Consider the following 1,256-nt stretch of genomic DNA (forward strand, 5'->3'; position numbering starts at 1 on the left):
CTGTGATCGGGGTTTTGGCGGAATCACTACGGCTAATTTTACCGCTAACTCTTGCAGGACTTCTCCGGCTGATTGATAACGTTTTTTGGTGCCAAATTCAATTAATTTATCTAAAATTTCGCCTAATTCAACACTAACAGAATTATTAATCAGGTGCTGTCTCCATACCCATTCATGTTCACTCACATCGAATAATTCAAAGGGAGATATTCCCGTTAATAAATAGATACAAGTGACTCCCAAACTATATAGATCACTGCTATTAATTGCTTTGCCATTGCCTTGTTCTGGAGCGATATATCCCGCCGAACCGATCACTGTTCCTGTCAGGGAAAGATTAGCAATGGTTATAAATTTAGAGGCACCGAAATCCACTAAAATTATTTTATTATCGCTGGGTCTCCTAATTATATTAGCTGGTTTAATATCTCGATGAATGACTCTTTTCGCATGGATAAAATCAAGAATTGGCAAAATTTCTAATAAAAGATGTTTGATCTTTTCTTCATTGAAAACTCCTTCGCTTTGTAATTCTTGTTCTAGATTTTGTCCTTCAATATATTCTTGAACACGATATTGTCGCCCATCATTGCCGGTAAAATAGGCATAGAGCGAGGGAATTTGTGGGTGTTGACCGGGATTATCTAAACTAATCGCTTCTTCTCTAAATAATTCCGCAGCTTTCTTGAGAGCATTACTATCTTGAGCGCTAGGAAAAAATTGTTTAATCACACAATAAGGTTGAGAAGGTTTATCCTCATCAATTGCTTGAAAAGTTTTACCAAAACCTCCTTGACCAATTAATTTTATAGAACGATAACGATCTTTTAGTAATAATTCAAAACGACATTTTTGACAGAATTTATCCGTAGGATCATTGTTATATAGACAATCGGGATTAAGACATAAACTCATTGTTAGTTCAAACAGGGATAGGGAAGATGTTTCAGTGAGCAGTAAACCGACAACTGATAACTGATAACTGATAACTAAATCGAGGTTTCTTCCTCTAGCCAAATTTCTGGCTGTTGATTTAATAAAAGCTGGGCTGCCTCTAACATATCATCGACAATATCGCGCAAATCTGTCTTATTATCGATATAAGCTTTTAACGCTTCCATCGGATCTAATTGATTACCCACCCCTAATTCCGGTAAACGGGGACGGGTTAATTGACTAATTAATTCCGCCCGAATACTATAGCTATGGGCAGTTTTTAACGCTTCGTCAAGCTGATTGGTGTTGATTAGTTCTAA

At 36.7% G+C, this 1,256-nt stretch carries 1 protein-coding gene and 1 pseudogene; both read right to left on the reverse strand.

Going from position 1 to position 1,256, the window contains the following annotated elements; all coding sequences use genetic code 11:
- The coding region (locus PX484_RS03090) for a serine/threonine-protein kinase (protein WP_288102815.1) at positions 1-915 on the reverse strand (915 nt) is incomplete at its 3' end.
- A 74-nt stretch (positions 916-989) separates the two neighbouring features.
- A pseudogene (locus PX484_RS03095) lies at positions 990-1,256 on the reverse strand (DNA double-strand break repair protein Mre11); the annotation flags it as partial.

The sequence above is a fragment of the Microcystis sp. M49636_WE2 genome, assembly GCF_030065375.1.
Lineage (GTDB): Bacteria > Cyanobacteriota > Cyanobacteriia > Cyanobacteriales > Microcystaceae > Microcystis > Microcystis aeruginosa_C.